The organism is Microcystis sp. M44BS1 (genome assembly GCF_020244875.1).
Lineage (GTDB): Bacteria > Cyanobacteriota > Cyanobacteriia > Cyanobacteriales > Microcystaceae > Microcystis > Microcystis panniformis.
Genome location: NZ_JADBVM010000234.1, coordinates 1 through 12,274, shown reverse-complemented (window position 1 = coordinate 12,274; position 12,274 = coordinate 1). Strand labels below are relative to the sequence as shown.

Sequence of the window (12,274 nt, the reverse complement as noted above, 5' to 3'; positions counted from 1 at the left end):
GCGCTCTCGCGCTGTTGTAGAGTGGTGGTCATTGGTTTATGATTCCTATTAAGTTATCGAGGTACGATTGATTGATGATGTCTCTATCTTAGAGAGTTTGTAACGGTTTGTAAAGGGGTTTGACGATATTGTTACTTATACCATTGATAAGCTGAGGTTATGCTAAGTCTATAGGGTTTCCTGACCAAGTTTTCCTTTTGGGGAGTACGTCGTCAGGGGCCGATGCTAAATCAGGTCATACTTCATGTTTATGAAAAAACCCTAGATCTCGAACTCAGGTTAGACTAAAAAGGGAAGTTTAATCATAATGGCGGTTGTCCTGACTATGGTAGAAAAAGTTCGTAAAACCGAGGCGGAATGGCAGGCCCAGCTAACTCCCGAACAGTTCCAAGTTACTCGCAAAAAGGGAACAGAACGGGCGTTTACGGGTAAATATCACGATAATAAGGAAAAAGGTATTTACAAATGTGTCTGCTGTGGTACGGAGTTATTTACTTCTGACAGCAAGTATGATTCGGGTACTGGTTGGCCGAGTTTCTGGACTGCTGCTAACGAGACTAATATTAAGTACGAACGAGATATTAGTTTTTTCATGGTGCGGACAGAGATTGTTTGTGCCGCCTGTGATGCACATCTCGGTCACGTTTTTAATGATGGTCCACCCCCGACGGGAAAACGCTATTGTCTCAACTCTGCCGCTTTGCAGTTTGAAAAAAATCCCTAAAGCAAAAAGAGGTCTGGAAAGACCTCTTTTTTTTAAGTTCCAGTGGCAGCCAATTACAGTAAACCTGTATTAGTTCCCGGTTTGCCGGTAGCTAACTGCACTTTGACAATTTTGCCGCCCATTTTCATGATGCGTTGTTGCTCACGAAACCAATTATCGTAGGGAACGAGTTTGGTGAAATAGGTATTTTGTAATTCCCGTTGTGTCCGAATGCGGCTTTGGCTAGGAACACAAGCGGTGATTTTGAACATCCGCATGGATTGATTTCTCCTAATCGCTGAAAAACTTGTCGCTCAAACTAACGAAGGCCTTTTTCTAAAATAACAAAGGTCGGGAGTCAAGGATCAATACTAGCTCGTCAAAACCTATCTTGGCCAGATTCAGCCTTTAAAGACCTAGCACTCATCCTCGGCTTCCCGAACCTATTTTGTCCGAGTTCGTTATTTCTAGCTTAAGCCAGAGCTAATGTAGTCGAAGTAAATCCCCATTTCTTTACCCGCATCAGCACCAACTAAACTAGCGGTGACTTCTTTCATCGCTTGGATAGCTTGAACGGTGGAGGAGATGGGTACACCTAAAGAGTTGTAGGTTTCTTTCAGGCCGTTGAGAACGCGCTCGTCGAGGATAGAAGGATCTCCAGCTAACATAGCGTAGGTAGCATAACGGAGATAGTAGTCGAGGTCACGGATACAAGCGGCGTAACGACGGGTGGTGTACATATTGCCACCGGGACGGGTTACGTCAGAGTATAACAGGGACTTAGCCACAGCTTCTTTAACGATGCCGGCAGCGTTGGCACTAATGACACTAGCGGCACGCACGCGCAGTTCACCGGTGGCGAAATAGCTTTTCAGTTTGCCGAGAGCATTAGAGTCAAGGTATTTGCCTTGAACGTCAGAAGAGTTGATAACAGAAGTAATTGCGTCTTGCATGGTGGTTCTTCCTTGGGTTTTGCTTAATCTTAAGAGGTTTACGGGGGGTGTGTCTAGAACAATTCACAAAGGAGTTATTCTACGACATAGAGCCGATCACGTAATCGAAGTAGGAAGAAGCTTCAGAAGCATCGTCAGAAGACATAAGACCGGTAGCAACTTCTTTCATTTCGCGAACGCTTTGAGCTACGGCACCGATGTCGGTTCCTAAAGATTTGTACATTTCACGCACACCGACTAAACCGATTTCTTCAATCGGGGTGACATCACCAGCAACTACTCCGTAGGTGATTAAACGTAGGTAGTAGTCCATGTCACGCAGACAGGTGGCGGTCATTTCTTCGCCGTAAGCGTTGCCACCGGGGGAAACGATGTCAGGACGTTTTTGGAATAAGCGATCGCCAGCTTGCTTGACGATGGTTTCGCGAGCGCCGGTCAGGGTTTCAGCGATGCGTAAACGAGCGGCACCACTGGTAACGAAGGCTTTAATTCTGTCTAGTTCGCCGGGGCTGAGGTAACGAGCTTCAGCATCAGCATTCACGATCGATTTCGTGACGATACTCATTGATGGATTCCTCCCAACTAAGTGAGATTAATAAACTTAATCTGACATTTTATAGCAGTTGTGGTCACTATGCTCAAGTTATCTCGTTTCCGCCTTAGCGTCTCAAGACTTCCCTAGCTAGAGCGACCTAACGCAACTATTTTGCGGCATCTGGTTCACCTTCTCACTATTTTCGTAATACTTTTTAACATTTGCCCTAAGAAGGGAGCGCCGGAGTGGGGAAGTGGGGAAGTGGGGAAGTGGGGTGTGGGGAAGTGGGGAAGTGGGGAAGTGGGGAAGTGAAGCATTTGGCTGAAATTTCCCTAAACCCCTAAATCCCTATCACCCCATCACCCTATCTATCGACTCCTATCTCCTGACTCCTGACGACTGATTTAACCTAGCCAATTAATTGCCCCTTTAATCCAGTCTTCTGGCTGAGTATTTTTACTAAATAAAGCATCTTGACTGAGGACTGCCATAGCTCGATCGATCTCCTCTTGGCTGTATCCTAAAGCTAAAAGGGTCATCTGCACATCTTCGAGGATTTCCGCTGCCGGTAGTATTGCCGTGGTTGTCGTCGTCGCTTCTTTTAGCTGTCGCCATGCTGCCAATTTAGTTTTTAACTCTAAAGCGATTCTTTCTGCTGTTTTTAAGCCGACTCCGGGGGTTTTGCTCAAAATTTTGGTATTTCCTGTCACTATCGCCACCACAAGTTCCTCAATCCCCAAGGTATCGATTAAAGCTAGGGCTAATTGCGCTCCAACTCCGTTGACGGAAAGCAGTTGACGAAACAAATCTCGCTCTGGGGCGGTGCCGAAACCGTACAATAAAGGCTGCTCCTCGCGAAGGAGTAGGTGAGTGAAAATCTGACGACTATCATTGTTATCTTTGTCGATGTCTAGGGCTAATCGCGAGGGAATTTGGATTTCGTAACCGATCTGGTTTACGTCTAAAATCAAGATCAGTCGGTTATTGGGGGTTTTGATCACCTCGATCGCTTGTCCCCGTAAATAATTAATCATTGATTTAATTCTCCTACGAAAATAACCGAACAACAGTGATGACGGTTTTTACTCCCTGAAGGAATGCCGGGGAGATTTTCATTTTTGTTACAATTGTTAACAGAAGTGAATGGCGCAATTGATAAACTAATTTTCTTGGCGTTAGTCCCCCATAATTGGAGAAGATACAAAATGAATGGCAACATTAGAGTCGGGAATCTCTTTGGAATTCCCTTTTATATTAATCCTTCTTGGTTCTTTGTTCTGGGGTTAATTACCTTAACCTATGGGGGAGATTTAAGTCAGTTTCCCCAGTTAACGGGAATTATGCCCTGGCTCTTGGGATTTTTTGCCGCTATTCTCCTATTTGCTTCCGTGGTTGCCCATGAATTAGGTCATAGTTTTGTTGCCATCGCCCAAGGTATTGAAGTCAAATCAATTACCCTCTTTTTATTCGGTGGTTTGGCAACTCTCGGCAGAGAATCGAAAACTCCTCTAGAAGCTTTTCTAGTGGCAATTGCTGGCCCTTTAGTTAGTTTACTGCTCTTTGGTATCTTCCTAATTATTGGTTCCAATATTAGTTTAAATGCGCCCATGGCGGCGATTCTTTCTCTCCTTGCCTATATCAACCTCGCCCTAGGGCTATTTAACCTGATCCCCGGTTTACCTTTAGATGGTGGTAATATCCTTAAAGCCATCGTTTGGCAAGTAACGGGTAATCCCAATAAAGGGGTTTTATTCGCTAGTCGTTTCGGTCAATTTTTTGGTTGGTTAGCGATTGTCATCGGTGCGCTATCAATTCTCGGAATCAGTCAATTTGGCAGTTTTTGGACGCTATTAATTGGCATTTTCCTCCTACAAAATGCTGGCTTTTCCGCCCAATCAGCTAAGGTTCAAGATTTCCTAAGTCGCTACAGTGCTAAAGATGTTATCTCTCCTAATAGTCCTGTAGTTCCGATTAATTTAACCCTGCGCGAGTTTGCTAATAATTATGTTATCGGTAAACAACAATGGTCTAAATTCCTAGTTACCGATAGCGAAGGTAAACTATTAGGGGTGATTAATGTAGAGGAGCTAAAAACGATTCCCACTTCCCAATGGACAGAGGTAAATATCGGCCGGTTATTACAAACTAGCGAAAGTCTCAAACTGGTTTTGTCTCATACTTCCCTCCTAGATGTGGTGAAAATTTTGGAAGGAGAAAATTTATCTCAAGTGACAGTGGTAGAGGAAAACGGCAGGGTTTTGGGGTTAATTGAGAAAGCTTCTATCCTTACTTTTCTCGCCCAAGAAACCCAAAGTCAAACCGCTTAATCAGTTATCAGTTATCAGTTATCAGTTATCAGTTATCAGTGAGCAGTGAGCAGTTATCAGTTATCAGTGAGCAGTTATCAATTATCAGCTAGAATCAGTTAGGTAAATGTAGTTTTTACCTCAATATTATTGCATAATGTTCTTTAGTATCTACTGACTATACTAACTGTCGCATTGCTTGCCACAATTGCTCGTATTCTTGCTCGGTTGCTGGCGATAAAGGGTTTAAAAAATCGCTTTTTTTGATCGCTTCTGGATTGACAAGTAAAGGATTGTTTTTAATATCTGGGGGAATTTGATCGGGATTTTCAGTGAGAATTAGGGGTGATAATCCAGAGGTAAATAAAGAAATTTTATTAGCGGATTCTGGTTGCCAACAAAAATCAATCCATTGCTGGACAAGAGAATTAGGAGTAGTTAAAACTGGTTTTACCCAGACATCTGACCAGAGAGAAGTGCCGGATTTGGGGACAACAACTTTAATTTTATTATAGCGATCGCCAACTGGTAAAATATCATTAGACCAACCCACAGACAGCCAGACATCACCGAGTATCAGGGGTTGTAAATAATATTGAGAACTATAAAATTTTACCTGTTTTTGTAAAGCGAATAGCTGGTCTTTTAGTCCCATTACTTGTTTTAAATCACTAGCATTATAAGAATAACCCAATTTTTTTAGGGTTAAACCGATGACTTCGCGACGATTATCAATTAGGGCAATTTTACCGGTTAATTCCGGTCGCCATAGATCAGACCAATCCTGTGGCCGCCAGTCAAATTGAGCGAATTTTTCCTCATTATAGGCAATTACTGTCATTCCCCAACGGTAGGGCGCAGCCCAGACTTTTCCCTCTGTTTGCGGTTGTCCTTGGGCATTGCGAGTCATGTTTTCTTGCCAACGGGGGGGCAGTTTTGACCAATTAGAGAGTTGAGAAGTATCTAGGGGTTGAATTAAACCGTTGCTAATCGCTTTTCCTAGCCAAGCATCCCCTAGGGTGACTAAATTACCTATCGCTGGGTTTTGTTCCCTAAAAGGGATAGGAAACGAAAATTGTGAGGTTGGTTGCTCCTGATTTTTTAACCATTTTTCCAACAATTTTAATAGCTCTTTCAGCTGCCTTTCCGACTGAAAATTGACTTTTTTTTCGGCAATAGTTTTCTGAAAATCTGTTAGTAATCGCGGCGGAATCGAACTGGACAGGATAAAAATGCTCGGCTCGCCGCTTCCGGAAGCGCAGCCATTTAACCCCCCCGCTAGGGCGATTGTACCTAATCCTTGCAAAAAAGAACGTCTATTTAACATATCGCCCGCCGATTCCCAACTTCAACAGTAATAATTGCCAGTTTCTAGCCTTGAATTATTATAGGACGATTTTTAACAAAATGTAAACTAGGGAGTTTTGCCGCTACCGATTTCAGCCATAGAGAGGCTTTGTTGTTAACTTTTATGGTAGAAAACTCTGATTTTGTCCTAGTTAAAGCTAGGATAGAAGGAGTAAGCTAAGGGGAGAGGTTATAAGACTATGTCAAACAATCATGATCGAGATTTCCATTATTCTTGTCGTTGTGGAAAAGCCAATTTTCAGTCTGTAAAACATCGATCGGGTATTTTATTAATCGGGGGAGCGGAAGGAGGTAAATTAGGAGAAGATCAAGCGACCACATGGTTATTAAATCGAGCTAAAGGCGGTAATTACTTAGTACTGCGCTTTGGCGATCTTGGCGATCAAGCCGATTGGATTTGCGATAATTATCCCTCCCTGATCGGCTCGGCAGCGGAACTATCAATTGATAGTCGTGAAGGGGCGAATCATCCTGATGTTATCGAATATATTCGTAATGCCGATATTCTTTTTTTTGCCGGTGGTGATCAAAATCAGTACGAGGATTTGTGGGAAAGCACAAAGGTGGAAACAGCGATCAATTATCTGATCAATGAGAAAAAAGTTCCCGTGGCGGGAACCAGCGCAGGAATGGCTATTCTGGGTGATTTTTACTATGCGCCTACTCACGAAGGAGTACTGAGTTCGGAAATATTAAATAATCCCTTTCACTTCAACACCAAAGACTTCTATCGGAGTGATTTTATTCGGGTTCCTTTTCTCAAAAAAGTGGTGACAGATACCCATTTGGATCGACTCAATCAAGATCATCCCGAAACAAGATATGGTCGCCTTTTTGGTTTTTTAGCCCGCAATGTCCACGATAATCACAATCAACTGCCCGCCTACGCTATCGGTTTAGAAGAAGGTGCTTTTCTGGCGATCGATGAGCATGGTATCGCCAAAGTCTATGGTAACGGCACCGATAAGGGACAAGATGCCTATTTTCTGCAAACTAACGGGACTCTACCCGAACAGATAGAGCCGGATCGACCTTTAATCTGGAATAATAACGGTCAAGCGGTGAAAGTCTATCGCATCGCAGGAACTCCCTCCGGCAGCGGTAAATTTGACCTCAAGGATTGGTCTAGTGCTGCTGGCGGTCGCTGGGAATATTGGTACACTAAAGGAGGAATAGCTGGGTTTAAGCGGGTTTTGGTAGCTTGAAGGTCATTTTTGTCAAAAAAGTGATTTCTATGGGTGTTAGGATTAATTTTGAGGCAATAAGGAGAGTTTTTTGAGCTATGACCCCTGAATTAATCACTTTTGGTCGGTATCTCGCGGGTGAATTTGAAAATCAACGGCAAGCGCAAGCAGAACCGGTGTGGTACGTTCACCTGCGTTTATGGTTGCGTCCGTTGCCTTTATTTCGGGAAGACAGCATCGCACTTTTTGCCGAACAGGCCAGTATGATCAATTTAGACCAACCCTACCGGCCGCGACTGTGGCGATTAACGCGCTCGGAATCGGGAGGGTTAGAGGTTAGGCACTATATGTTTAATGACCTGAAATCCGTGCAAGGTGCGGGCAAAAATCCCGATATTTTGCGAAAAATTAGCTTAGAAGACCTAACTTTCCTGCCTACTTGCACTTTAGCAGTCCAAGTCCATACTCTCCCTGATAATCAATACCAGTTTATCGCCCAACCGCAACCGGAACAGCGCTGTCAATTCACCTATGAGGGTACAACCTATCAGGTGGCTTTAGGTTTCGAGGTGACGAGTCATAGCCTAAAAACCTACGATAAAGGTCTAGATCCCGGCACTGGTAAGGGAATTTGGGGCGCTCTGCTCGGTCCCTATCAATACGAGAAAAAACGGGATTTTTCGGCAGAATTGGAGGTGTGAGGAAGATTGGATCACATTAGGTCAAAATGACGGCAGATAACACCGCAAACAGCCGCTAAAGCGGTAATTCCTAAAGCTGTACCGATGTCTTGTCCTTGATTGACGGCAAAAGAAGTGACGATTCCCGCACCTAAACCGGCTGTGATTGCCGCTCCGAGAAAATCTTTATCTGAGTTTTTATACATAGAGATAAGGCCAAATTTCGACAAAATCGTGTTTTTTACCTTATCATCCTCTTTTGAGCAACTAATCACCCGGGGGCGGAATTGCAATCAAGCTTTAGATTTAGCCACGTTTCTTAACATTAAGTTGGGTAGGATAGATAGGGGGTAAAATCGATGAAAATAGCTAAAATCTCTTTTTATGGCTTTTTAACGCTGATTATCTCCCTTTTGCTAATACTGAGTTTTGTTAATGCCAGCAAAGCACAATCGGATACGGCGGTAAGATCGGATTTAATTAGTCTCCGCAATCGAGTCGAGCGCCTTGAAAGTCAAGTCCGAGGAATAACCATCCGCGGGGAAAATGCCGCTCCGATTCCCCAACGGCGATCGGGAACGGGTATAGTAAATGGGGAAGTAGTCGGGGAAACTGACCCACTGTTCCAGCGTTTAGCCACTTTAGTAATTGAATTAAAGGAAGATTTAAAAAAGCTGGAGCAACGGGTGCAAATCTTAGAAAAAGAAACCGTTAGCCAGAAATCGTAGTCAATTGATGCTATAACGATCGAAAGTTAAATTGATTTCAACTATGCAGTTAATTGATTATGTAATTGTGCTGCTTTATCTAGCAGGAACCCTAATAATCGGGATTATCGCCGAGAAAAAAGCTTCTCAAGGTCTAGAATCCTACTTTTTAGGTAATCGCAATTTGCCTTGGTGGATGTTAGGGGTGTCGGGAATGGCAGCTAACACCGATTTAGCGGGAACTATGGTCATTTCTGCCCTGATTTACGCCGTCGGCCCCAAAGGATTATTTATCGAAATCCGCGGCGGTGTTGTCCTAATTATGGCCTTTCTCATGGCTTTTATGGGCAAATGGAATCGTCGCGCCCAAGTTATGACCATGGCGGAATGGATGCAGTTTCGCTTCGGACCGGGAAAACAGGGGAATTTTGCCCGAATTATTAGCGCCGTCGCCACTCTCTTATTCTCTATCGGTGCGATGAGTTATTTCTCCGTTGCGGGGGGGAAATTTTTAGGGCAGTTTCTGGGTATGGATGATCGTCTTGCTTCGGTGATATTAATTCTTCTAACCTTAATTTATACGGTGGCCAGTGGTTTTTATGGTGGGGTAATTACCGATTTATTTCAAGGATTTCTGATTTTTGTGGCGGTAATTTATGTATCGGCAGTGGCCTTTTTTACCGTTAATCTTCCCGATAGTTTCACGGTAGCAATTCCGGGGGCAGCGGAGCCAAAAACTTGGAATTTAAGCGACTGGTCTAGTATTTTCCCCTCCCTGACTTTGGATTTACCCGGAGATTATGCCATCTTTAATTTGTTTGGTGGGGTGATTTTCTTTTATTTAGTTAAAACCATCATCGAAGGTTGCAGCGGCAGCGGTGGTTATATGTTACAACGATATCTAGCGGCCAAAAGCGATCGAGATGCCGGTTTATTATCTTTATTCTGGATTATTCTGCTTTCTTTCCGTTGGCCGCTAGTCACAGCTTTTGCGGTTTTAGGTATTCACTATGGTTTAACTAAAGGCACGATTACAGATCCAGAAAGAATTCTGGCCACGGTGATTACTCAATATATTCCTGTGGGGATGAAAGGGTTATTAATTGCTGCTTTTTTAGCGGCAGCTATGTCCACTTTTAATGCGGTTATTAACGCTAGTGCTGCCTATTGGGTCAAAGATATCTATCAAGCTTTTTTGAAACCAAATGCGGGAGAACAGGAGTTAGTTTTTCAAGGTCGTTTAGCCTCGATTTTTGTGGTCGCAATTGGCTTAGTTTTGAGTTTTAATATCGAAAATGTCAATGATATTTGGGGTTGGTTAACCACGGGATTGGGGGTAGGATTAGCAGTTCCTCTCCTATTACGTTGGTATTGGTGGCGCTTTAATGGTTATGGTTTTGCCGTGGGAACTTTATCGGGAATGGTTGCGGCTATTGCCTCACAAGCGATAATTTTACCTTTCTTTCGTCACAGTCAATATCAGGAACTTATTCTCTTTCTTGTGCCGAGTTTGTTCGCTTTAGCTGGCTGTATTATCGCTACTTTGTTAACTCCTCCCACCGATAGTTTAGTCATGGAAAATTTCTATAATGTTACCCGACCCTTTGGCTTTTGGGGAGAAGTCCGTCACAGTGTTAAACCTAACCTACAGGCAAAAATTAAAGCGGAAAATCAACGGGATATCATCGCCGCTTTTCTCACTGTTCCTTGGCAATTAGTCCTCTTTATGATGGGGATTGTTTTAATCATTAAGCAGTGGCAAAGTTTGAAGATTTTGGCTTTGGTTTTTCTTTTGCTTTCCATCGGTCTCTATTTTACTTGGTATCGACATTTATCTAAGGAAATTACCGTCACTAAAGACCGAGATTTAGGTTAGGCAGTTATCAGTTATGAGTTATCAGTTATGAGTTATCAGTTATGAGTTATCAGTTATCAGTTATGAGTAAGATCTCGTTCCCAGGTTCTACCTGGGAACGCTCTCTTCAGGTTCTACCTGAATACTATTTTAAGGCAGAGCCTTAGATATTGTGTTCCAAGGCAGAGCCTTAAAACAAGGGAAACTCGCAATCCAAAATCCAAAATCCAAAATCTAAAATCCCAAAAAGAGTGGAGGAGCGGGTATCATTTCTCCACGAAAATCTAGTAATTGCACTAGAATTAAATAAGCGATCGCAATCGCAATCGAAATCGCTCCAGTAATGATCGCAACCAGTTTTCCTCGATTCATAAACAATCCCTCAACTGATATAGTCTTATTGTACTAATGCCAGACAATAACATCATCGCGATCAAAGCGAACTTTCTTCAACAGTTGATATTTGTCTTCTAAGGAGCGATAGCCGAGAGCCACTGCTGCTACTGCTGCATAGCCGCTACCTTCTAATTGCAGAATACGATCATAAGCGGCTGGCTCGATTCCTTCTAGTGGACAAGCATCAATATCGAGCAAGGCGGCGGTTTCCATCAGCATTCCCATCGCAATATAACTCTGTCGCTGAGACCACCATTGAACAATTGCTGAGCGTGGCCCATTAACTAAATCTGACACCATCAGATTCTTATAATTCTCCAGAGAAGCGACATCTAATTCTCGAACTTGAGCTATTTTTGCGACGAATTTCTCGACATATGCTACTTCAATTTTGGTAAGAGTAGCAAGTACCACATAGTGGGAGCAATCCTCTACTTGAGTTTGATTCCAACTGACCGGAGTAAGCGCCGCACGAATTTTTGGATCTTGAACGACAATAAATTTCCAGGGTTGCAAACCATATGAAGAAGGAGCCAGTCTCAAGCTTTCTTCTAAGACAAACCAATCTGCTTCAGAAATTTTTTTAGACGGGTCAAATTTTTTGACAGCGTATCTCCACTGAAGCTTTTCTAAAATTTCTTGAGGTTGAATCGTCATTATATCTCCTGGGTGGTTGATCGCTGGAATCTATTTTAAATTCTCTCAAAATCTGCAAAAAAAAAGCAAAATTTTGCCGTCAATTGTTAAGTTTGGTTAAGAAAAATAGCAAGAGCGGCAAGGAATAGAAATCCCTTACCGTTGACTTTGGCCGGACTCACCACTTCTTATAGGGTAAAAACTTACCCGACATGGTAATTTTAACGCGATCGCCTTTAGGGTCTTCCTCCTTATCCACGTCGAGGGTAAAATCGATCGCACTCATAATACCATCGCCGAATTTTTCATGAATCACCGATTTTAGGGGCATTCCATACACCTGCATGATCTCATAGAAACGATAAATCAGGGGGTCAGTGGGGACAACCGGACCCAATCCCTTGACAGGATACTCGGTTAAGGAGGGGATGTAGGCCGGTCCCAATCCCAAAGCTGCCACAATTTTCGTTGCTTCCTCTGGGGAGGCGCTCGCTTGCCGGTAAAAAACAGCGGCAATCCACACCTCATCTCGTCCTAGAATCGCTTCTAGGTCAGCGAAACTCAGGCCTTTTTCCTTCTTCGCTTCCAATAGTTTTGCAGTAATTTCGGGTATCATCGCTTATTTTTGCAGAATTTGTCTGCTTCTAGTTTACCTGAACATCAATTATATAAGTAAAAGTTATGACATTGATAAAAAAACATTTCTTAAAACCCCTTTACATAACTATAAAAACCCGATATTATTAATTCATGTCAAACAAAGAACCTTGACAATTAAATACATACAGAAATTATCCAACCATGACTACAACTCTACAACAGCGCGAGAGCGCTTCCCTGTGGGAGCAGTTCTGCCAGTGGATTACCAGCACCAACAACCGTCTTTATGTCGGTTGGTTCGGTGTCATCATGATCCCCACCCTGCTCACCGCCACCACCTGCTTCATCATC

Annotated in this window: 15 protein-coding genes and 1 pseudogene; 7 read left to right on the top strand and 9 right to left on the bottom strand. The window is 43.1% G+C overall.

Going from position 1 to position 12,274, the window contains the following annotated elements; genetic code table 11:
• The first annotated feature begins 307 nt into the window (after positions 1-307).
• Positions 308-724, top strand: coding sequence for a peptide-methionine (R)-S-oxide reductase MsrB (gene msrB, locus IM515_RS18120; RefSeq protein WP_002758329.1), 417 nt, complete (start codon positions 308-310; stop codon positions 722-724).
• A gap of 53 nt (positions 725-777) precedes the next feature.
• Here the strand turns inward: msrB and IM515_RS18115 are convergent, their stop codons facing one another.
• The 4 genes from IM515_RS18115 to ruvA all read right to left on the bottom strand — a co-directional run bounded on the left by IM515_RS18115 (position 778) and on the right by ruvA (position 3,225).
• Positions 778-981 (bottom strand): phycobilisome linker polypeptide, encoded by a 204-nt coding sequence (locus IM515_RS18115; RefSeq protein WP_002739162.1) that lies wholly within the window; start codon positions 979-981, stop codon positions 778-780.
• Between the two features lie 189 nt (positions 982-1,170).
• Positions 1,171-1,656 carry an allophycocyanin subunit beta gene (apcB, locus tag IM515_RS18110; RefSeq protein ID WP_002758327.1) on the bottom strand — a complete coding sequence of 162 codons (486 nt, stop codon included), beginning with the start codon at positions 1,654-1,656 and terminating at the stop codon, positions 1,171-1,173.
• Positions 1,657-1,735: 79 nt separating this feature from the next.
• Positions 1,736-2,221, bottom strand: a complete 486-nt coding sequence (gene apcA, locus IM515_RS18105; RefSeq protein WP_002744263.1) for an allophycocyanin subunit alpha — start codon at positions 2,219-2,221, stop codon at positions 1,736-1,738.
• 374 nt (positions 2,222-2,595) lie between these two features.
• Positions 2,596-3,225, bottom strand: coding sequence for a Holliday junction branch migration protein RuvA (ruvA, locus tag IM515_RS18100; RefSeq protein ID WP_287628055.1), 630 nt, complete (start codon positions 3,223-3,225; stop codon positions 2,596-2,598).
• A 63-nt stretch (positions 3,226-3,288) separates the two neighbouring features.
• Between ruvA and IM515_RS18095 the strand changes: the two genes are divergently transcribed.
• The gene (locus IM515_RS18095; protein WP_287628054.1) at positions 3,289-4,518 is read left to right on the top strand and encodes a site-2 protease family protein; all 1,230 of its coding nucleotides are present in this window, start codon (positions 3,289-3,291) and stop codon (positions 4,516-4,518) included.
• A gap of 157 nt (positions 4,519-4,675) precedes the next feature.
• Here IM515_RS18095 and IM515_RS18090 read toward each other — a convergent pair whose 3' ends face one another.
• On the bottom strand, positions 4,676-5,824 hold the full coding sequence (locus IM515_RS18090; RefSeq protein ID WP_287628053.1) for a substrate-binding domain-containing protein: 1,149 nt from the start codon (positions 5,822-5,824) through the stop codon (positions 4,676-4,678).
• A gap of 220 nt (positions 5,825-6,044) precedes the next feature.
• On the opposite strand from IM515_RS18090, the gene IM515_RS18085 reads away from it, so the two are divergent.
• Both IM515_RS18085 and IM515_RS18080 read left to right on the top strand, forming a co-directional pair.
• Positions 6,045-7,070 carry a cyanophycinase gene (locus tag IM515_RS18085; protein ID WP_287628051.1) on the top strand — a complete coding sequence of 342 codons (1,026 nt, stop codon included), beginning with the start codon at positions 6,045-6,047 and terminating at the stop codon, positions 7,068-7,070.
• A 77-nt stretch (positions 7,071-7,147) separates the two neighbouring features.
• Positions 7,148-7,750, top strand: a complete 603-nt coding sequence (locus IM515_RS18080; RefSeq protein WP_287628050.1) for a chromophore lyase CpcT/CpeT — start codon at positions 7,148-7,150, stop codon at positions 7,748-7,750.
• A gap of 11 nt (positions 7,751-7,761) precedes the next feature.
• Here IM515_RS18080 and IM515_RS18075 read toward each other — a convergent pair whose 3' ends face one another.
• Entirely contained in the window at positions 7,762-7,935 is a 174-nt protein-coding gene (locus tag IM515_RS18075) for a hypothetical protein (protein WP_002739017.1), read from the bottom strand.
• Positions 7,936-8,088: 153 nt separating this feature from the next.
• Between IM515_RS18075 and IM515_RS18070 the strand changes: the two genes are divergently transcribed.
• Positions 8,089-8,457, top strand: a complete 369-nt coding sequence (locus IM515_RS18070; RefSeq protein ID WP_287628049.1) for a hypothetical protein — start codon at positions 8,089-8,091, stop codon at positions 8,455-8,457.
• A 43-nt stretch (positions 8,458-8,500) separates the two neighbouring features.
• A complete protein-coding gene (locus IM515_RS18065) occupies positions 8,501-10,312 on the top strand; it encodes a sodium:solute symporter family protein (protein WP_287628048.1) in 1,812 nt (603 codons plus the stop codon).
• A 213-nt stretch (positions 10,313-10,525) separates the two neighbouring features.
• Here IM515_RS18065 and IM515_RS18060 read toward each other — a convergent pair whose 3' ends face one another.
• The 3 genes from IM515_RS18060 to cynS all read right to left on the bottom strand — a co-directional run bounded on the left by IM515_RS18060 (position 10,526) and on the right by cynS (position 11,939).
• Complete coding sequence (locus IM515_RS18060; protein ID WP_002738535.1) at positions 10,526-10,663, bottom strand: hypothetical protein; 138 nt, start codon at positions 10,661-10,663, stop codon at positions 10,526-10,528.
• 33 nt (positions 10,664-10,696) lie between these two features.
• Positions 10,697-11,344, bottom strand: coding sequence for an NAD(P)H-dependent oxidoreductase (locus IM515_RS18055; protein ID WP_271956280.1), 648 nt, complete (start codon positions 11,342-11,344; stop codon positions 10,697-10,699).
• A 157-nt stretch (positions 11,345-11,501) separates the two neighbouring features.
• Entirely contained in the window at positions 11,502-11,939 is a 438-nt protein-coding gene (gene cynS, locus IM515_RS18050; RefSeq protein WP_002764858.1) for a cyanase, read from the bottom strand.
• Positions 11,940-12,124: 185 nt separating this feature from the next.
• On the opposite strand from cynS, the pseudogene IM515_RS18045 reads away from it, so the two are divergent.
• A pseudogene (locus IM515_RS18045) lies at positions 12,125-12,274 on the top strand (photosystem II q(b) protein); the annotation flags it as partial.